Origin of the sequence: Mumia sp. ZJ430, from assembly GCF_011751845.1 — a bacterium.
GTDB lineage: Bacteria > Actinomycetota > Actinomycetes > Propionibacteriales > Nocardioidaceae > Mumia.
Genome location: NZ_JAAHFK010000001.1, coordinates 1,043,007 through 1,062,541, shown reverse-complemented (window position 1 = coordinate 1,062,541; position 19,535 = coordinate 1,043,007). Strand labels below are relative to the sequence as shown.

At 69.4% G+C, this 19,535-nt stretch carries 12 protein-coding genes; 3 read left to right on the top strand and 9 right to left on the bottom strand.

Annotation, left to right across the window (positions count from 1 at the left end; translation table 11 throughout):
• Positions 1-189: 189 nt before the first annotated feature.
• Together HCT63_RS05120 and HCT63_RS05115 are read left to right on the top strand one after the other, a co-directional pair.
• A complete protein-coding gene (locus HCT63_RS05120) occupies positions 190-1,692 on the top strand; it encodes a formyl transferase (RefSeq protein WP_167001703.1) in 1,503 nt (500 codons plus the stop codon).
• A gap of 91 nt (positions 1,693-1,783) precedes the next feature.
• Positions 1,784-2,842, top strand: coding sequence for a hypothetical protein (locus HCT63_RS05115; protein WP_167248924.1), 1,059 nt, complete (start codon positions 1,784-1,786; stop codon positions 2,840-2,842).
• Positions 2,843-2,872: 30 nt separating this feature from the next.
• On the opposite strand, the gene HCT63_RS05110 is transcribed toward HCT63_RS05115, so the two are convergent.
• Positions 2,873-4,018, bottom strand: coding sequence for a GNAT family N-acetyltransferase (locus tag HCT63_RS05110; protein ID WP_167001701.1), 1,146 nt, complete (start codon positions 4,016-4,018; stop codon positions 2,873-2,875).
• Between the two features lie 364 nt (positions 4,019-4,382).
• On the opposite strand from HCT63_RS05110, the gene HCT63_RS05105 reads away from it, so the two are divergent.
• Positions 4,383-6,017 (top strand): right-handed parallel beta-helix repeat-containing protein, encoded by a 1,635-nt coding sequence (locus HCT63_RS05105; RefSeq protein WP_167001700.1) that lies wholly within the window; start codon positions 4,383-4,385, stop codon positions 6,015-6,017.
• A gap of 24 nt (positions 6,018-6,041) precedes the next feature.
• Here the strand turns inward: HCT63_RS05105 and HCT63_RS05100 are convergent, their stop codons facing one another.
• From HCT63_RS05100 to glmU, 8 genes are all read right to left on the bottom strand, one after another.
• Positions 6,042-9,587, bottom strand: a complete 3,546-nt coding sequence (locus HCT63_RS05100; protein ID WP_167001699.1) for a PKD domain-containing protein — start codon at positions 9,585-9,587, stop codon at positions 6,042-6,044.
• A 113-nt stretch (positions 9,588-9,700) separates the two neighbouring features.
• Positions 9,701-13,273 carry a PKD domain-containing protein gene (locus HCT63_RS05095; RefSeq protein WP_167001698.1) on the bottom strand — a complete coding sequence of 1,191 codons (3,573 nt, stop codon included), beginning with the start codon at positions 13,271-13,273 and terminating at the stop codon, positions 9,701-9,703.
• 132 nt (positions 13,274-13,405) lie between these two features.
• A complete protein-coding gene (locus tag HCT63_RS05090; RefSeq protein WP_167001697.1) occupies positions 13,406-14,044 on the bottom strand; it encodes a hypothetical protein in 639 nt (212 codons plus the stop codon).
• Positions 14,044-15,435: an exopolysaccharide biosynthesis polyprenyl glycosylphosphotransferase gene (locus HCT63_RS05085; protein WP_167001695.1), complete on the bottom strand. Its 1,392-nt coding sequence runs from the start codon at positions 15,433-15,435 to the stop codon at positions 14,044-14,046. The genes HCT63_RS05090 and HCT63_RS05085 overlap by 1 nt, the downstream gene beginning before the upstream one ends.
• 138 nt (positions 15,436-15,573) lie before the next feature.
• Positions 15,574-16,158 (bottom strand): aminoacyl-tRNA hydrolase, encoded by a 585-nt coding sequence (gene pth, locus HCT63_RS05080; RefSeq protein ID WP_167001694.1) that lies wholly within the window; start codon positions 16,156-16,158, stop codon positions 15,574-15,576.
• Positions 16,159-16,185: 27 nt separating this feature from the next.
• Positions 16,186-16,842, bottom strand: coding sequence for a 50S ribosomal protein L25/general stress protein Ctc (locus HCT63_RS05075; RefSeq protein ID WP_167001693.1), 657 nt, complete (start codon positions 16,840-16,842; stop codon positions 16,186-16,188).
• A gap of 239 nt (positions 16,843-17,081) precedes the next feature.
• Positions 17,082-18,062, bottom strand: a complete 981-nt coding sequence (locus HCT63_RS05070; RefSeq protein WP_167001692.1) for a ribose-phosphate diphosphokinase — start codon at positions 18,060-18,062, stop codon at positions 17,082-17,084.
• Positions 18,059-19,531, bottom strand: a complete 1,473-nt coding sequence (glmU, locus tag HCT63_RS05065) for a bifunctional UDP-N-acetylglucosamine diphosphorylase/glucosamine-1-phosphate N-acetyltransferase GlmU (RefSeq protein WP_167001691.1) — start codon at positions 19,529-19,531, stop codon at positions 18,059-18,061. The genes HCT63_RS05070 and glmU overlap by 4 nt, the downstream gene beginning before the upstream one ends.
• Positions 19,532-19,535 lie beyond the last annotated feature (4 nt).

Here is a 19,535-nt window from a genome sequence, read left to right as displayed (position 1 = left end):
GAGCCTCTTCAGCATAGTGACCCACCTGGCCGCTGTCTCAAAGGTCGTCAAGTCACAAGCACCACACGGCCGGAGTGACCGAAAACGCCCCACCAGGTCACGGTCGCCGGTTATGATTCCGGTTCCGACAGGAGGGGCCCGTCGGTCGGTGTTCTCGGCATGCCCTCTCGACGTTCCGGACGGGGGACCGTGCACGTTCAGATCCTGCTGCGCCGCGACCAGGTGCGGCACTGGCACCACGACCTCGTGGCCGCGCTCGACGCGCGCTCCGAGGTCGATGCAGTGACCGTCGCGTGGGTGACGGGTTCGCGCGACCCTGACCCGCGCCTCGAGCGGCTGCTGCGTGCCGACCGCGTCCTGCACCGCCTACCGGCGGGACGCTGGGCCGGTGTCGCGCCGGGTCTCCTCGACGCCCGAGGCACCAACGGCGACGCGGCACCCGACGTCACGCTCGACCTCGTCGAGGCCGGACGGCACGACGGCGTGCGCACGCTCGGGCTGACCTTCGACGGCCACCCCGGCGACGACGCCCTCCTCGCTGCACTGACGGCGGGGCGTCTGCCCGTCGTCGCCGTCGTCGACCGCGCTGACGGGCGTACGGTCGCGAGCGGGCGACCCGGGAGCGAGCTGCCCGGCCTGCTCCCCCGCGCCCTCGACGACGTCCTCGCCGGAGTCGTCACGATCATCGTGGCGGCAGTCACCGACCGTGGCGTGCGCGTCGACGGCGCCACGAACGGCACCGCCGCCAACGACGCAGTGCAGTCGTGGCCTCGCCGCGTCGCCACGACCACTGCCCACGCCGGCATCCACGGGCTCTATCGGCGCCTCTACCGTGCCCCCCACTGGCGGGTCGGCTGGCGCTTCGTCGACGAGGGCGCCGACGACGTCCTCGACCTCGGCACGGTGACGACGACACCGTGGAACCGGTTGCCCGACGACGGCTACCACTTCTACGCCGACCCCTTCCCTCTGCTGCACGACGGGCGTCACCACCTCTTCGTGGAGGACTTCGACCACCGCGTCGGGCGGGGCGTCGTGTCGGTCGTCGAGATGACGCCGGAAGGCCCGACCGGCACGCCCTACCCGGTCCTCGAACGTCCCTACCACCTGTCGTACCCGTGGGTCGGTGAGGACGAGGGCGAGCTGTGGATGATCCCCGAGTCCTCGGCGGCCGGGACGCTCGAGCTCTACCGTGCGGTCGCCTACCCCGACCGGTGGGAGCACGTCGCGACCCTCCTCGAGGGCGCCGAGATCAGCGACGCCACCCCGTTCCACCACGACGGACGGTGGTGGATGACGGCGACCGTACGCCATGGCGGCTCGTTCTCCGACACCCTCCACCTCTGGCACGCCGACCGGCTCCGCGGCCCGTGGACGCCGCACGCCGCCAACCCCGTCCTCGTCGACATCGCCACCGCTCGCCCCGCAGGGCGCGTGGTCGAGCGCGACGGCCGACTCCTGCGCCCCGTCCAGGACGGGCGCACGGGGTACGGCGCCGCCCTTGCGCTCGCAGAGATCACCCGGCTGGACGACACGGCCTTCGAGCAGCGCCACGTCGCCTCGCTCGCTCCCGGCGGGACCTGGGGAGGGTCTCGCCTGCACACCCTCAACCGCGCAGGACGACTGGAGTGCATCGACGGCTCCGCGCGGTCGCCGCGAATCCGCCGACGGCCCGCCGCCGAAAGGACCTGACCTCCGCTGCTCGCGGCGTGCAAGTCACCGCGACCTGGCCTTCTGTGATGGCTACGGTCAGCCTCCATCCACTACTCGCGGAGGCCCGGACGTGCCAACTGAACTCCCCCTTTCCTCATTCTCGGGCGTCGATGACGACGCCAGACTCGCTGCCTTCATGACGTACGCTGCCGCGCAGACCTACAAAGGCACCACCGTCGTCCTCGACGAGGACAGGACCTACACCTTCAACAACCAGCAACCGCTGTACTCGGGCTTCTCCATTCGCGGCGCAATCCGACCAGGAGACCAGAATCGGAGCGGTCACCCGAGCTCCAACCTGATTCAGGTACGCACGACCGGCGGTTGGTTCTACCTGAACCAGGCGCAGACCTTCGCCTGCGCATTCCAAGGCTTGACGATCGACGGAACGGCGTCGAACCGTCTGATCGAGGGGCACTCCAGCCGGGTCCTGTGGACCTCGAGCTTCCGCGACATCACATCGGTGAACGCCGCAGGCGTCCTTGGCTCATCCACCCAGCAGTTACTCATGACTGCGTGCTCAGGGGACGGGTATTGGAACATCAACAACGTCCGCAACCGAGGACTTGCACTTGGCGGATCCGACTGTCGGTTCAACTTCAGTATGTGTCTCCTGGACTCGCCGACTGCTCTGCTCCCCGACACCGCGTTCCTTGCCAGCTTCGAGTACCTCTCAAAGACCAACCTTCAGAACTTCTACGTGACAGCGGAAGGCCACTCGGCATTCAGCATCACCGGTACTGGTGACTTCGTCAGCTTCGTCGACTGCGCAATCGAAGGACGGAACGCGGGCGCACCTTGTAAGGGATCCCTGATCCGCCTGACGGGCGACACTCGAGTCACAGTCCGCGACACCTGGCTCGCCTATGCAATGTCGGATCCGACAGCCACCGGACGAAACGACGCGGGCTTCGTCCATGCGACGAATGGATCGGTCCTCCTGGACGGATGCGTGGTCGAGCACGCATCCGGCGTCGCTGAATCGACGCCGATTCTCTACGCGTCAGGTGGGAAGCACATTGTCCGGAACATGCGAGCGATCGGCTTCACAGGGAAGCCGGTCGTGAAGCAGACCACCGCGGGACTCATCGATGCCGACTCGACCGTGACTGTCGTCACGGGGCCGTAACGCCCTGTCACTCGGGGCGACTTGACAGGGCTACCCGCGGCGTCCGCGGAGGGAAGCCATGACCTCGGACAACCCCCGTCCCCGCAGGTGCTCGTCCCGATAGGCGAGGGCACGCTTCGCGAAGTGTCGCGCAGCGGTGTTCTGAGCAGCTGCGGTCTTCGCCGCCCACCCGACCGGCGTCTTGGTCATGTGCACGGCGAACATCGGCGTCGCCTCCGCGCCGAAGTCCTGCTTGTAGCCCTCGTGCCCCAGTGTCAGGTCGTGGTAGGTCTTGCCGTTGGCGATGCTGACCTTGATCAGCTCCTCGACCATCACGAGCCCGAGCGAGTAGTTGCGGTAGCGGTCGAAGTCGTACCCGATGAGGACGAAGAGATCGCGCGAGGAGTCGCTGAGCCCGAAGGAGACACCGACGATCTCGTCGTTGATCGTGAGAACAGTCGTACTGCCCGGGCCGCCCTTCGTCGCCCCGTCGTGGGCTGCACGACGATAGAACTCGTAGTACTCCGGATCCTGCACGAGGTCGATCGCACGCCGATCAGAAAAGCGGGAACGCCTGAACTCGCGCATCAACGCAAACGCACCATCGATCTCGTCGACATCCTTGAGCTCACGTAGTGCGAGGACCCGCTGCTTGCGACCGATCCTCTTGCGCTTGTTGTCCAGATGCCGGGTGAAGTCCAAATCACGCGCGGAACGCCAGTCTTCGAAGGACGTGCCCAGCTCGATCACGTGGGCGTCGTACTGAAGGCGAACGACGTCTGGTCCTCCGAGCAGGGCCGTCAGACGGGTGGCCGATGCAGGCACCTTCGGGACTGTCAGAAGATCCGCCGGCCCGAGCGCGTGACGGATCGCCTTGGGGACCGACGGGTCCGCGAGCAGCGCGGCCTCCACGTCCGCGGCGATGACAGGGACCGTGTAGTCGCTGACGCCAAGGTCAGCGAATTCCAGGCGGCGCACGCGTCCTCGGCGGCGCACGAGCGGGAGCACAGCGACCAACCGTCCGTCGGACCTGATCGTGACGACCGCCGGGTCCGCGCCCATACCCTCCGCGAGCGTCGCGTAGATCTCGTTGAGCCAGTTTGGGTGCTGGAAGAGCGTCGCCGTCGCCGACGCGTAGAGGGACTCGTACTCGTCCGACAACCAGTCGAAACGCTCAGAACAGTCGACGACGTACACCGATCCCCCACAGTCATTGACATGGCGGCCAGAACCGAGGCAGCCGCCGGTTGAAATATAGTCCTCGCCCACGAGCACCGGGCCCGAACGGGCAGATCCCTACCCAACCCACCTGCGATTGCCGATCCGAGTGTCGCGGCAAAGAATGACGGAGAGGACCGAATTCTTGGGATCTGTCGTCATAGGGGGTGATTGACGTATGCCGGAACCGGCACTCGGATCACGCGTCCAGAGGACGCTTTGGAGGTACATCCTGCCGGTCCTGGCTGCATCGACGGTCACGGTCGCGCTGATTCCGAATGCGGATCGGCAGGCCGTCGGGGCGACGGCAGGTGCGGACGGCCCCCCCTTACAGCCCGAACTGATGCTGGCGGCAGCAGCAGGCCGGACCTACTACGTCTCCACGAGGGGGAACGACGGCGCCTCGGGGACGATCGGAGCGCCGATGCGGACGATCGGTGCGGCCGTCTCGCGCGCTGGTTCCGGCGACACCATCGCGATCCGCCGCGGGACCTACCACGAGTCCGTCAAGGTCCCCGACGCCAAGCGCCTGACCATCCGTGCGCACGCCGGCGAGGCCGTGGTGCTCGACGGGAGTCGGCGCGTGACAGGTTGGAGCCGGTCCGGGAGGCACGCGGTCGCACGCTGGACGACCCGCTTCGACGCGAGCCCGACGTACTCGTGGGGCGTCCCGGACAACCGTGCAGAAGGCTGGCAGTTCGTCAACCGCCGCTTTCCGATGGCCGCGCACCCGGACCAGGTCTGGGTCGGCGGGAGGCGCCTCCGCCAGGTGGGCTCGGTCGCGAGCCTTCGTGCCGGCACGTTCTTCGTCGACTACACGCGTGGGCTCCTCTACCTCGGCAGTCCGCCCGGCGGACGCGAGGTCCGGGCGAGCGCGCTCGCCAAGGCACTCAGTCTCAGGGCTCCCGGCACGGTCGTGAGCGGCATCGACGTCCGCCGGTACGCGCCGTCGGTCCCCCACATGGGCGCCGTCACGATCACCGGCGCACGCACCCGGCTCACGGACGTGTCGATCGACCAGAACGCGACGACCGGCCTGCATGTGGCCGCACGCAACGTCGTGCTCGACCGGGTCCGTACGCGGGCGAACGGCATGATCGGAGCGAGCGCGACGTACGCCGACGGCCTGCACATCTCCCGCATGACCAGCAAAAGCAACAACACCGAGCACTTCAACACCGCGCCTGTCGCCGGGGGGATGAAGATCGGACGTGCCCGCAACATCGTCGTCCGCCGGAGCGTCTTCCGCGGCAACCGAGGGACGGGTCTGTGGCTGGACGAGTCGGTCGAGGGCGCGAAGGTGCTCGACAGCCGATTCGTGCGCAACGTCCGCCACGGCTTGTCGGCGGAGATCTCAGCGAACGTCCTCATCGCCGGCAACCACGTGAAGAACAACCGCGGGCACGGCGTGAAGGTCAACAACACCGGGAGCGTCTCGATCTGGAACAACACCATCGTCGGCAACGGCCGAGCGGTCAACGTCGTCCAGGACGCGCGCCGGCCCAGCTCGCGGACGACGGCGGGCCGCGACCCGCGGCGCGCGTTCCCCGACCGGCGGATGACGTGGCGCATCAGTCGGGTGACGATCCGCAACAACATCCTCGCGGTCAATCCCCGGCGCGGGAACTGCGTGCTCTGCGTCGAGGACTACACCGGCAGGCGAACCGCCCGGCAGATGGGCGTCACCGCCAAGGGCAACGTCTACCGCCGCCCTGGTAAGCGCCCGGCATGGCTCGTCGTGTGGTCGCGTGGTTCACGGGACCCGGCCACCTTCCGTACGGTGGCGCAGTTCCGTCGGGCAACCGCACAAGAACGGCGCCACCTGCTCGTACGCCGCAAGAAGGTCGCCACGCGCTCGGGAACGGCGACGCGTTTCGTCGCGCGCAAGGCTCGCCGCATCGCGACGCCGCTGCCGGCCGGGATCGCCATCGCTACCGCGCGCGCTCGCGGCCTCCGTGTGCTCGGGCGCTGGCGTTGAGCCAGCCCCGAGCCCAGGGAACGTTCATGGCAATGCGACCGCGTTGACCTCGTCGAACGACGCAAAGATCGGCGCGTTGGTGGCCGAGCCGGACAAGTACGGGCTGAAGGCGATCCCGCCCGGCGCCTGCAGCGCCGTGGCGGAGTCGGTCGTCGACACCAGCCATGACGCCGGCTCGCTCGTGCCTGCGCGCCAGACCTTGGCCCTGATCGTCGTCGGCGACGTGCCCGTCGCCTGGACGCGGATGCGCCAGGTGTCACCTGCGGCGTGGGGTCCCGCGACCACACCCGTCGCCATCGTCGTCTCGGACGCACCCTCGATCCGGGTGAGGGCCGCCGAGAGGCTGCCGTCCGCCAGGAACCGCGTCTTCAGACCGTACGAGCCGACACCTGCAATGGTGCGGGCGCTCGCCGTGATGTAGATGCCGCCGCCGGTCGCGACCTTGTCGAGGCTCACGCTCAGCGTCAGATCGGCGCTGGTCGAGGAGACCCCGTTGAGGGCGATCGATGGCCCGGCGCCCGCAGAGCCCATCCTGATCCGGCCCACGCCGTCGGCGACCGAGAAGTTCGTCGCGGACCCGGTCCGGGTCCACGCCCCACCGGTCTCGGCGCTGCCCCAGCCGTCCACGACCGTACGGGCGAACGTGTCCACGGCGAATGGCTCCGGCGGGCCCGACACCGTCACCGGGTGGGTCACCGTCCCGGTCGCACCGTCGTCGTCGGTGACGGTGAGGGCGATGTCGTACGTGCCCGGTGCCGAGTAGGCGTGGGTCGCCGTGGCCCCGGTCGCCGTCGACCCGTCGCCGAAGCTCCAGGCGTACGAGGCGATCGTGCCGTCGGAGTCGCTCGACGTTGCTGCATCGACGCTCACCGCCAGGTCGTTCTTGGTCGTGGTGAACGCGGCCGTCGGTGCCTGGTTGGGCGGCGGCGCGGTCACCGTGACCTGGCGCGTGAGGACGTCGGTCGCGCCGCCGTCGTCGGTGACGGTGAGCGTGACGTCGTACGTGCCGGAGTCGGCATAGGTGTGGGTCGCGGTCGCCCCGGTCGCTGTCGCACCGTCGCCGAAGTCCCACGCGTGGGAGGCGATGGTGCCGTCGACATCGAACGACGTCGTGCCGTTGACCGACACCGTCAGGTCCTGGGTCGAGGAGGTCATCGCCGCCGTCGGCGCCGCGTTCTGGCCCTGGCCCGTCGTGCCAGCTTGGTAGTGCGCGGCGACGTCGGCGTCGCTCAAGGCCGACTTGTAGATCGCGACCTCGTCGAGGCTGCCCTTGAAGTTGCCGCTCGAGCTCGCTGCGTTCGGCCACGACGACAGGTTGTCGCCGCCGAGGCGCCAGTATCCCCAGTAGCCGTTCTGGCCGGTCTTGACGTCGGTCCGCGAGGCGACCTTGGCGCCGTCGACGTAGAGCTTCATGCCCTCCGAGCCGAGCGAGGCCACGACATGGTGCCATTGCCCGTTGTTGACCTTGGCGGTGCTCGCGATGACGGCGGCGGTCCCCGCGTAGACACCGAAGTGCACGCGGCCTGACGAGTCGAGGTAGACGTGACGGTCGAAGTTGGACGACGAGCCCGTCATCTTGTCACCGAAGCCGAGGAGCTTGCCGCCGCTGCCGGTCGTCGTCTTGACCCACGTCTCGAGCGTGAAGACGTTTGGCGGGGTCTCGGCCACCTGGCTGGAGGCGTTGCCGTGGGAGAAGATGTTGCCGAACGTCACCGACTTGTTGGCGTCGCCTGAAAGCGCCCCCGTACCGCCCCAGGTGTAGGAGCCGTTCAGCTTGACGTTGCCCTGCCCGAGCGTGTCGGCGCCGGCGGAGCCGCTCGACTCGCCCAGACGCCAGTAGTACTCCGGCTCGGAGGCGTGAACCGCGTTCAGGTAGGCGCTCGGCGTCCCGCTCGCGGAGACCGTGACGTCGACCCACGGCGAGTTCGCGATGTTGCCGTCAGGGTCGGTCACCGCCACGCGATAGCGGTGGGTCGCCCCCGGCGTGAGCCCGCGGTCGGTGAAGCCCATGGTCGTGCGGTTCCACCAGCGGGCCCGCGCGACGCGCTGGTGCACGAGGCCCGCGTTGTTCTGGGTGTCGCGATAGACGCGATACGTCAGTGAGTCGTTGTCGTCGTCCTGGTTGGCCTTCCAGTTGACCCGGACTGCGCCCGGCTCGGTCGAGACCACATTGATCGGATAGGTCGTGCTGTACAGCTGGGGCCCACGCGTACGAGGCGCGAGCGCGCGCTTGGCGTAGCGGACGATCCCCTGCTGGCCGGTGTAGTTCACGCGCGTGAACTCGCCGCCCATGAGGACGTAGTCACCCGAGCCCGTGACGGTCCACGGGCCCTGGGCCTGGCCGGTGTAGGTGCCGGCGTTCATCGTCGGGAACCACGCGAGCAGCTCGGAGCGCGGCTGACCGGCGAAGTTGGCATAGCCGTGCGGCTCGGTCGTGACGGTGCCGGTGGCCTGCTTGCCGAAGGCGATCGCCCGGGAGAACGTCCAGTTGGGCTCGGTCTGCGGGAAGCCGTCGATGTTGCCGCAGTAGTGCGCGTGACCGGCGGTATAGACGGCGCCGTCCTGCGGGTGGGCGGAGTAGGTGTCGCCGTGGCAGTCGTTGATCCACTGCAGCGCGCCGTCGGACCAGCGGGCCGCGAACGTCCCCTCGACGTTGCCACCGCCGCCGAACACGTAGCCCGTCCCGTAGACGTTCTGGTCGTCCGCCGACAGCGAGGTGATCGAGGCCTCGGTGCCGCCGTTGCGGACCACGCTGTTGGAGAGCCACGGCTTGAGCGCACCCGTCGACGCGTCCACGGCAGCCAGCCCGTAGCCGGGGTTCGACGAGCCGTTCATCGTCGTGAAGCTGCCGCCGGCGACGATCGTCGAGCTGTCGGGCGACAGGACGATCGACGTCACGGGACCACCCGCGGCGATCGGCGCCCAGGCGAGAAGTGCACCGGTCTGCGCGTCGAAGGCCGCCAGGTTGCCGCGCGACTGCGTGCCGACGCCAAGGAAGTTGCCCGCCGCGTAGACGACGTCGTCTGTGGCGACGATCGAGTACACGTGGTAGTTCACCGGCGGCGCGAAGCCCGCGACCACGGCGCCCGTGGTCGCATCGAAGGCGGCGATGCGGTTGCGCGTCGTGCCGTCGACCGAGGTGAAGTCACCGCCGACGTACACACGGGACTTGTTGGGCGAGACGGCGACCGTACGCACCTGGGCGTTGAAGCTCGGCGAGAACGTCGCGTCGAGGACGCCGGTCGCAAGGTCGTAGCGCAGCAGGTTGCCGCGCGGTGTCTCACCCGTGCCCGCGGCCGCGCCCGCCGGGCGCGCGCTGCTGAAGCTGCCCCCTGCATAGACCGCGCCGCCGACGATGGCCTGCGACCACACGACGCCGTCGACCTGCACGGTCGGGAGGGCGTCGGCGGTGACCGTCGTCGGCGTCTTCGGATCGGTCGGGTCCGCGGGCGCCGAGTCTGCAGCGGCCGGGCCGGCGGTGGCGGTCATGGCAGCGGCCACGACGAGCGCCGCCGTCACCGCCCCTGCGAGTCGGCGCACCACATGGCGCCGGGGACGAGCTGTCGACATGAGTCTTCTCCACCCGAGACGTGCCGGCAGCGCCGACGCTGTTCCAATGATGCGCATCCGTAGGCTATGGGCGCAGGGCCCACGCCACGGTTGTTTTCACGATCCGGTCGTCCTCATTCCGTACGAGCGACGAGGTCGTCGAAGCTCGCGACCACAGGAGCGTTCGTCGCCGAGCTGGACAGGTACGTCCACAGGCCGAGCGCGCCGGCCGCTTGGAGAGAGGCTGAGGAGTCGCTCGAGGTCAGCCGCCACGCCGCGGGCTCGGCGGTCCCGGCCTTCCAGACCTTAGCGCGCAGCGTTGTCGGCGACGTCCCCGAGGCCGCGACACGCACCTGGAGTGCCTCCCCGGCGGCCACCGTGAGGCCGCTGATCGTGCCGCTGGCCAGCGAGGTCTCGACCCCGGCGACGGTCCTGCCGATGTTGAGCGACACACTGCCGCCCGCGACCAGCCGCACGTCGGCGAAATAGTGGTCACCGTTCGCGACGCGCCTCGGGTGGAAGCTGAGGTAGGTGCCGCCACCGGTCGCCGCCTTGTCCGCGCTCGCCGTCACCGAGAGATCGGTGCTGGTCGAGGAGACCCCGTTCAGTGCGATGCCTGGACCTGCTCCCGGCGTCCCCATGCGGATCTTGCCGGTGCCACTCGAGACCGAGAAGTTCGTCGCCGACCCAGTCCTGGTCCAGGCCCCGCCGGTCTCTGCGTTGCCCCAGGCATCGACGACGGTCCGTGCAAACGTGTCCCGCGCGAACGGCGCCGGAGCTCCAGCCACGATGACGTCCTTCGTGAGCGTTGCCGTCGCACCGTCGTCATCAGTCACGATCAGGGTCACCGGGTAGGTCCCCGCAGCGGCGTACGTGTGCGACGGGTTCACCCCGGTCGCCGTGCCGCCGTCACCGAACGTCCACGCGTAGCCGGTGACCGTGCCGTCGGTGTCCGACGAGCCGCTGCCGTTGGGGTTCACCGTCAACCCGTCCGTCGGTGTCGTGAAGGACGCTGTCGGCGGCTGGTTGGGCGGCGGCGTCGACACCGTCACCTGACGCGACGTCTGGTGGGTCGCGTCGTCGTCGTCGGTCACGGTCAGGGTGATCGTGTAGGTCCCCGCGGCGGCGTACGTGTGCGACGGGTTCACTCCGGTCGCCGTGCCGCCGTCACCGAAGGTCCACGCGTGGCCCGTCACCGTGCCGTCCGAGTCAGACGAGCTCGATCCGTTGACCGTCACCTTCAGGCCGTCGATCGTCGGAGTCGGGAACGACGCCGTCGGCGGCAGGTTCGGGACGGGCGCGCCCGTCGCCGCCGCGTAGTGCGCGGCGATCTCGGTGTCGCTGAGGACGGACGAGTAGACCGCCGCCTCGTCGATGTCACCGGTGAAGAACGCGGTGGTCGGGATGGACGGCCAGTTGTTGAGGGTGTCCCCACCGATCCGCCAGAACCCGCGCGAGAGGTGCTCGCCCACCGTGACGTCCGTACGGTCGGCGACCTTCGCGCCGTCGAGATAGAGCTTCATGCCGTCCGGGCCCAGCGAGGCCGCGGCGTGGTGCCACTGACCGTCGTTGTAGGTGGCCGGGCTCGTCACTACCTTGCGGGTCTGGTCGGGCTTGACTCCAAAGTTGATCCGACCGGTGTTGTCCATGTAGAGGTGCCGGTCGGCCTTGGACGAGTTGCGGTCGGCGCGGTTGCCCCAGCCGAGGATCTTGCCGCCCGTGGTCGACGTTGTCTTGAACCACGTCTCGAGCGTGAGCACGTCGAGCGGGTTGTCGGTCGCCGGCGTCGCCGCGTACCCCGTGGTCGTGCCGTTGAAGCTCGCGGCGGGGTCGCTGTCGCCACCGACCGCGCCGGCCGCCGGGCGGAGCACGCCGGCGTTGACGTTGAGCGGCGTGAAGCCGGTGAGGTCACCTGCGGTCCCCGTCGCCTCGCTGAAGCGCCAGTAGTGGTCGGGCTGACTGCGCTGCACCGCCTCGCGGTAGGCGCTCGACGTGTGGGAGCCGGCGACGGTCACGCTGACCCACGGCGACTGCGCGACGTTGCCCGCCGGGTCCGTCGCAGTCACCCGGTACTGGCGGGTGGATCCGACCGGCTGTCCGGTGTCGGTGAATCCGTGGACGGGCAGGCGCCAGTACGGCGTGCGCACGACGCGGGTGTCGATCAGCCCGGCTGCGTTCTGGGTCTGCCGGTAGAGGCGGTAGGTGAGGTTCTCGTTGTCGGGGTCGTGGTTCGACCCGTACGTCACGTGGACCTCACCGGGCTTGGACGAGACAGCCTTCAGCGGGAAGGAGGCGCCCCCGAGCTGGGGGCCGCGGTCGTTCGGCGCGGTGCCGCGCACGGCGTACCGCACGAGGCCCTGCTGGGCGGTGCCGTTCACGCGGGTGAACTCGCCGCCCATGACGACGTAGGTGCTGTTGCCTGCCAGCGACCACGGGCCCTGGCTCTGGCCGGTGGCGGTGCCGGTGTTCAACTCTGGGTACCACGCCAGCTGCGACGGGGCGGGCTGACCGAGGTAGGAGTAGTAGCGGCCCTGGTCGGGCTCCCACGTCGCGGTGCGCGTGGCCGACTTGCTCATGGCCGTCCCCCGGTTGTACGGGTACGTGCCGACGCCACCGTCGCCCTGAGGGAAGCCGCCGATGTTCTCGCAGTAGTGGAAGTGACCGGCCTGGTAGATGACGTCGCCCACCGGGACGATGTCGTAGCTGTCACCGTGGCAGTCGTTGATCCATGTCAGGTCGCCGCCGTCCCAGTCCGCGGCGAACACGCCCTCGAGCGTGCCTCCGGACTTGCCGAACGTGTAGCCGGCGCCGTACACGTTGTCGGCGTCGGCCCGCAGCGTGAGGATCGCCCCGTCTGCGGTGCCGTTGCGAATCACGCTGTTGGCGCCCATGGGGAGGTTGGCACCAGTCGTCGCGTCGACCATGCCGAGGCCGTAGCCGGGGTTCGCCGAGCCGTTGAGAGTCGTGAAGGAGCCGCCGACCGCGATCTTGGTCCCATCCGGATTCATCGCGAGAGCGCGAACGGTGCCGCCAGACGCGACGGGAGCCCAGCTGAGGAGCGCACCGTTCGACGCGTTGAAGGCGGCGACGTTGTAGCGGTCCTGGTTGCCGACCCCGAGGAAGCTGCCACCCGCGTAGACGGTCGTGTTCGTCGCGGCGATCGCGTCGACCGACCCGTTCACCGACGGCGCGAAGCTGGCGACCAGGGCACCGGTGGCGGCGTCGAAGGCGGCGATCCGGCGTCGGGTCTGCCCGTTCACGGTGGTGAAGTCACCACCGACGTAGACACGAGAGCCGTTCGGCGACACGGCGACGGCGGTCACCTGCGCGTTCAGTGTCGGCGCGAAGGTGCTGATGAGGACACCGGTCTGCAGGTCGTACGCGAGCAGGTGGCTCCGCGCGACCGTGTTGGTGCCCGAGGGCGAGCCGGCCGGACGGGCGTTGGTGAAGCTGCCGCCGGCGTACACGCGGTTGCCGGCGATCCCCTGCGACCAGACGACGCCGTTGATCTGGACGGTCGGCAACGCGTCGGCCGTCACCGTCGTCGGTGTCGCGGGATCGTTCGGGTCGGCAGGTTGGGAGTCGGCATGGGCGGGGACGGCCGGGGCGAGGACCGCCGCCGTCAGCGCCGCACCGGCGAGGAGCCGCAGGGGGACGCTCCAGCGTGCTCGTCCGTGTCCGGTCCGCGTCGAGGTGTGGTTGAGCATCGCCCTACCGCCGTTCTGCTGACAGGCCCGCCCATCTGCGGGTCCTGAGTCTTCAAAGAGTTCTTGGAGTACGGCGCACCACGCGCCGTACCGGCATGTCCGCGACGGCGGGACTGACCCGCTCTCCGGACGTCATCGCACCGCTCCCGCGGTCGCGTCGCCCTCGAACACCGCGGGCGGCTGCCCCGCGGTGTAGGCGATCGTGATCTGCACACGTCCGCGAGCACCCTTGGGCACCCCGAACACGTACGTGCCCTCGGCCGAGTTGCCGGGCTCGAGGCTCGCCGGGAACGGCGCGACCCCCGGTCCGCTCAGCTCGACGCCTGGCGTCTGCTTCTTGCCATAGCTCACCTCGACGACCGCGCGTCCGAGCGCGATCGCCTCGTCGGCGCCGTTGTCGACCGCGATCCGCACCTGGAGCGCGGGGCCCGCGATCTCACCCGGTCCGCGCGCCGTGCCCTTGACGGCACGCAGGCTCGCCACGTTTGCGGTGAGGCCCGGTCCGAGCGTCGCCTTCTCGTCCAGGGCGACCGACTTCGCGGGCTCGACCTCCTCGACCGGCACGGTCTCCAGCGAACCCGGAGTGAAATCGCTCGACGGATTGTCCGGAAGCTGCTGGGCCGAGGCCTCAGAGCCCTTGCCTCCGTCGCCGCCGTCGGCCGACGGTCGTGCGACGAGGAAGACCACGACGAGCCCGACGACGATCAGGCCGACGGCCGCGCCGATCAGGCCGGTCAGTCGGCGCCGCCCCGAGTCGTTCGCCGTGTCCATCAGCGTGCCCCGTCGCCCTTGATCACCGCGCGTGCCGTCCTCGCGACGATCGCGAGGTCGGAGCGGATCGTCCAGTTGTCGACGTAGTCGATGTCGAGACGCACGGAGTCCTGCCAGCTGAGGTTGGAGCGCCCGCTCACCTGCCACAGGCCGGTCATGCCGGGCTTGACCTCGAGGCGGTGCCGGATCCAGGAGTCGTACGTCTCGGCCTCGCGCGGAAGCCCCGGGCGCGGACCGATCAGCGACATGTCGCCGCGGACGACGTTGATCAGCTGCGGGAGCTCGTCGAGCGACGTCTTGCGCAGGATCTTGCCGACGCGGGTCACGCGTGGGTCGTCATGAAGCTTGAACAGCGGGCCCGAGCCCTCGTTGAGCTCGAGGAGCTCGTCGACGAGCTCCTCGGCGTTGACGACCATCGTGCGGAACTTCAGCATCGCGAACGGCTCGCCGTTCATGCCCGTCCTGATCTGGCGGAAGAAGACCGGGCCGGGGCTGGACACCCGTACGGCGACCGCGACGGCGAGGAAGAGCGGGCTGAGGAGCAGGAGGAGCGCGCCGGAGCCGACGCGGTCGATCATGGCCTTGGCCAGGCTGACCAGGCGGGGACGGCGGCCAGGCCGCACCGACAGCACGAGACGGCGCCCGAGCACGCGAGGCTGCACGCGGTGCGGCCATGCGCCGTGCACCTCGGTCGCAACCGTGAGCTCGACGAGCGAGTGGTCGAGCGCCCAGTTGATCCTGCGCACGTCGTACGCACTGAGGGAGGGGCCAGGAGCGACCATCACACCGTCCACGGCGAGTCGACCGACCGCGTCACCCACGTCGGTGAGCGCGCCGACGACCGGCACACCACCTAGCGTGTGCGGCACCACGGCCTCGTCGTCCTCCGTGACGAGGCAGATCCCCTTCATCTCGATGTCGGAGCGCTCCGACCACTGCGCGAGGAAGTGGCCGACACCGTCGCGGTCACCCACGAGGAGCAGCGACACCGGAGAGGCGACGATCCGGCGCAGGACCACGGCGGACGCACTGAGAGTGGCCGCGGTGAGGACGACGAGAAGGCTGGCACGCGCCGTTGCCGGCGACATCACCTCGAACACGACCAGGACGAGGACGCCGACGCTGCCGCAGACGACCAGGCGGCGGGCCGGCCGGAGCGAGCGGGTGCGCTCGTACGCTGGGATCGTCGCGAACTCGACGGCGAGGAGCACGCCGATCGCGGCGACGACGAGCCAGAGCTCGTACCCGGTCGACGGGGCCAGGACAGCCGCAACGAAGGCGCTGCCGAGGGTCGAGAGCAGGAAGGCGAGGGCCGCCATGCGCGACCGGTTGCGCATCTTGACGACCAGCTGCGAGGGCGTCGTGAACGCTGCCCCTCGTGCTGTCGTCATGCGCTCGGAAGCGACCCCAAGATCCGTCACTGCACTCCACCCCGATAGTTGGTGCTACCCGATGGAGTGAATCAGATCACCGGTCCACGATGAGGGTGTTTCACAAAATCGTGGCGGGCGCCACGTCGGGGACTTCAGTCAGCTGTTGAACTCGCGCTGCGCGACCTCGAGACCGGCCGTGACCAGGGTCTCGACCGCATCTGCCGCCGTCTCCACCACGAGCGGCAGCTCCTTGCGCTCGGTGCTCGAGAAGGGCTTCAGGACGTAGTCAGCCGGGTTCTGGCGACCGGGCGGGCGACCGATGCCGACGCGCACCTTGTAGTAGTCGCCGGTACCGAGCGAGGCGCGGATCGACTTCAGCCCGTTGTGGCCGTTGTCGCCGCCGCCGAACTTCACGCGCATCGTCTCGTACGGCAGGTCGAGCTCGTCGTAGACGACCACGAGCTGCTCGGGCGGGATCTTGTAGAACGTCGACAGCGCGCGGACTCCGCCACCGCTCTCGTTCATATAGGACCGCGCCCTGCCCAGCACGACACGGACGCCGGGAACGCCGCCGAGGCGGCCCTCCACGACGTCCGTGCGGGTGGGCTTGTGCGACTTCCAGCGACCGCCGATCCGCTCCGCGAGCCGGTCGGCCACCGCGTAGCCGATGTTGTGACGCGTCTGGGCGTACGACGGCCCGGGGTTGCCGAGGCCGACGATCAGCCACGGTGAGTCAGTCACCGCGTCGCTCCCGTCTGCGTCAGGAGGTCACTCGGCGGCGGGAGCAGCCTCGGCGGCGTCGGCCACCTCGGCCTCGGCCTGCGACTCCTCGCGCTCGATGCCGGCCTCGGCCTCGGCGGTCTCGAGCTCGGCCTCGACCTGCTCGGCGGTCGGCGCGGCGACGACGTTCACGATGAGCGTGTCGGCGTCGACGGCCAGCGACGAGCCCTTGGCGAGCTGCAGGTCGGACGCGTGGATCTGCGCGCCGGCGTCCAGGCCCTCGACGGAGACCTCGATGGCCTCGGGGAGGTGGGTCGCCTCGGCCTCGATCGCGACGGTGGCGTTCTCGGTGACGACCATGGCGCCGCCGATGACCTCACCGACGACGTTGATCGTGATGTCGACCGTGACCTTCTCGCCCTTGCGGACGACGAGCAGGTCGGCGTGCTCGATGAAGCCCTTGATCGGGTCGCGCTGGACCTGCTTGGGCAGCGCGAGCTGCGCGTCGCCGTCCACGTCGACCGACAGCAGCGCGTTCGGCTGCTTGAGGGCGAGCATCAGCTCGTGGCCGGGGAGGGTCACGTGGATCGGGTCGATGCCGTGCCCGTAGAGAACCGCAGGAACCTTGCTCTCACGGCGGATACGGCGAGCGGCGCCCTTGCCGAACTCGGTACGCGTCTCAGCCTTGATCTTGATCTCGGACACGGCGGTGTTGCTCCTCTGGAACTCTGGGTATCTATGAGCGGTGGTCGCACCCCGGCGACGGTGGTCTTTCGGACGGCCGCATCGCGCACGCTGTCCGAGACACACCTTGTGTCCAAGACACCAAGTCGATCACGGCTGACGGAAAGCCAACCCTCGCCGAGGCAACTTCCCCATCCTACAAGGGCGGAACGAGCCCTGTCGAAACGGGTTGCAGGACGCGGGCGGCGGGAGCGGCGTGCTCAGGCCTTGCCGTCGAAGAGACTCGTCACCGAGCCGTCCTCGAAGACCTCACGGATCGCGCGCCCGAGCAGCGGCGCGATCGACAGCTCGGTGAGCTTGTCGAAGCGCTTCTCGTCTGGGAGCGGAAGCGTGTTGGTGATGATGACCTCGGCGGCCGAGCACTTCTCGAGCCGCTCGACCGCAGGGCCCGAGAACACCGCGTGGGTGGCGGCGATGATGACGTCGGCCGCGCCGGCCTCCATCAGCGCCTCGCACGCCTGGACGATCGTGCCGCCGGTGTCGATGAGGTCGTCGACGAGGATGCAGGTACGGCCCTGGACGTCACCGACGACGCGATTCGCGACGCTCGCGTTGGGCCGGTCGATGTCGCGGGTCTTGTGGATGAACGCCAGCGGGACGCCACCGAGCTTCTCGGCCCAGTTCTCGGCGACCTTGATGCGGCCGGCGTCGGGCGAGACCATGGCGAGACGCTTGTCGCCGTACCGCTCGAGGACGTAGTCGGTGAGGATCGGCATCGCCATCAGGTGGTCGACCGGGCCGTCGAAGAAGCCCTGGATCTGCGCGGTGTGCAGGTCCACCGTCATCAGCCGGTCAGCGCCGGCGGTGAGGAACAGGTCGGCCATGAGGCGGGCCGAGATGGGCTCGCGGCCGCGGTGCTTCTTGTCCTGGCGCGCGTAGCCGTAGAACGGCTGGATCACCGTGATCCGCTTCGCCGAGGCGCGCTTGAGCGCATCGACCATGAGCAGCTGCTCCATGATCGCCTCGTTGATCGGGGCGGCGTGGCTCTGGATCACGAACGCGTCGGAGCCGCGGACCGACTCCTGATAGCGCACGTAGATCTCGCCGTTGGCGAAGTCGTAGACGGAGGTCGGGACCAGTGCGGTTCCGACCTCCTTCGCGACCTCCTCGGCGAGCGCGGGGTGGCAACGTCCGGAGAAGAGCATGAGGTTCTTCTCGGTGGTGCGCTTGATACCGGTCACGAGGTGCTCTCCTGGACGTCGTCACTGTCGTCGCTGTCATGCTCCGCGCGGGCGCGCGCGGCGGCCTCCGCGGACGGGGTGCCCGGACGCTTCCGGGCGACCCACCCTTCAATGGTGCGCTGTGATCCGGCCGACACCGCCAGCGCCCCCGGCGGAACGTCCTCGCGGATGGTCGAACCAGCACCGGTGAACGCACCGTCACCGACGCTCACCGGCGCCACGAAGGTGTTGTTCGACGAGGTACGGGCGTGGGCCCCGATGCTCGTCCGGTGCTTGTTGACACCGTCGTAGTTGGCGAAGATCGTCCCCGCGCCGACGTTGGCGCCCTCGCCGATGTCGCCGTCGCCGACGTACGACAGGTGGGGCACCTTGGCTCCAGCGCCGAGCCGGGTGTTCTTCGCCTCGACGAAGGCGCCGAGCTTGCCGCCCTCACCCACGGTCGTGCCGGGGCGCAGGTAGGTGAACGGTCCGGTCGACGCGCCGGCCTCGATCACCGACAACGACCCGACCGTACGGACGACGCTCGCGCCGTCGCCGATCTCCATGTCGGTCAGCGTGCAGTCGGGGCCGATCACCGCGTCCGCGCCGATCGTCGTCGCCCCGAGCACCTGCGTGCCCGGGAGGATCGTCGTGTCCGCGCCGATCGAGACGTCCACGTCGATCCAGGTCGTCGCCGGATCGACCACCGTCACGCCCGCGAGCATGTGGCGCTCGACGATGCGGCGGTTGGCCTCGGCCGCCATCCGGGCCAGCTGCACCCGGGTGTTGACGCCCTCGGTCTGGACGGCGTCGTCGATCTCGTACGCCCCGACGGGTCGCGACTGCCCGACGGCGATGCCGATGAGGTCGGTGAGGTAGTACTCGCCCTGGGAGTTGTCCTTGCCGACCTGCCGCAGCGCGTCACGCGCCCACTCGGCGTCGAAGGCGAGGATGCCGGAGTTGATCTCGTCGATCGCGCGCTGCGCGTCGGTCGCGTCCTTCTCCTCGACGATGGCCGCGACCGTACCGTCGTCGTTGCGGACCACGCGTCCGTAGCCGTGCGGGTCGTCGACCCGGGCGGTGAGCACCGAGAGCGTACGGTCGTGCGCGCGGTGGTCCTCCAGGAAGGCCTCGAGCGTCTCGGGCTGGAGGAGAGGCACGTCCCCGTACACGACGACGATCGTCCCGGCGAGGTCGTCCCCGAGTGCCGCGAGCCCGATCGCGACGGCGTGGCCGGTGCCGAGCTGCTCCTCCTGGACCGCCTGGACGACGTCGGGGTCGATCTGCGCGAGGTGTTCGGCGACCTGCTCGCGCTGGTTGCCGACGACGGCGACGACGTGGTCGGGCGCGACCCCGCGCGCGGCGTGCAGCGCATGCCCGAGGAGCGACCTCCCGGCGAGGGGGTGCAGCACCTTCATCGTCTTCGACCTCATGCGGGTGCCCCCGCCTGCGGCCAGCACGATCACGCTGATTGGAGCCTGCTCGCTCACGCGT